This window comes from Corallococcus llansteffanensis (assembly GCF_003612055.1).
GTDB lineage: Bacteria > Myxococcota > Myxococcia > Myxococcales > Myxococcaceae > Corallococcus > Corallococcus llansteffanensis.
This window is the reverse complement of the sequence record NZ_RAWB01001097.1, coordinates 1-862: the sequence shown is the minus strand read 5'-3', so window position 1 is coordinate 862 and position 862 is coordinate 1. Positions and strand designations below refer to the sequence as shown.

1 protein-coding gene is annotated in these 862 nt (G+C 71.2%); it reads right to left on the bottom strand.

Going from position 1 to position 862, the window contains the following annotated elements; genetic code table 11:
* The coding region (locus D7V93_RS43555) for an AMP-binding protein (RefSeq protein WP_147451703.1) at positions 1 to 862 on the bottom strand (862 nt) is incomplete at both ends.

Sequence of the window (862 nt, the reverse complement as noted above, 5' to 3'; positions counted from 1 at the left end):
GCCGCGAGGTGGCTCCACGTCGCGGGGTCCACGGCTTCGCCGCCCACGAGGACGCGGCGGGGAATGGACTCGCGCGCCAGCAGGCCCTCTTCCAGGAGGAGGCGCAGGTGCGCGGGCGAGCAGTCGAGGACGTCCAGCGCGTCCTGTCCGATGCGCTTCACCAACTCACCCACGTCGGCGCGCGCTTCGTCCGGGACGATGCAGAGCGTGTGGCCGTCCAGCACCTGGATGAGCTGCTTGACGGAGGCGTCGAAGGACAGCGGGGCATTGACGCTGACGCGCTCTGCCTTCTGCGCGTCGGCGTGGACGGTGCTCGCCAGTGCCAGGCGGAGGTTCAGCACGGAGCGGTGCTGAATCATCACGCCCTTGGGGCGGCCGGTGCTGCCGGAGGTGTAGATGATGTAGGCCAGGTGCTCTGGCGACACGGCTGTCTCGGGGGCGACGTCGGACTCCCGGGCAAGCTCTGCGGCGTCCGAGTCGAGGCACAGGTCGTGCGCGGTGTGCGGGGGCAGGGTGCCGCGCAGGTGCTGCTGGGTGAGCACCACTGGAGCGCCCGTGTCCTGGAGGACGTGGGCGAGCCACTCGCGCGGGTAGCTCGGGTCGATGGGCACGTAGGCGCCACCGGCCTTGAGGGTGCCGAGGATGCCGACGAGGGCCTCCACGGAGCGCTCCACGCAGAGCACCACGCGCACGTCGGGGCCGACGCCGAGCGCCTTGAGGCGATGGGCAAGCTGGTTGGCGCGCGCGTCGAGTTCCCGGAAGGTGAGCTGCTCGTCGCGGCACACGACGGCCAGTGCATCGGGCGTGAGGCGTGCCTGGGCGGCGAAGGCGTCGTGGATGCAGGTGTCACGCGCGAAGTCGA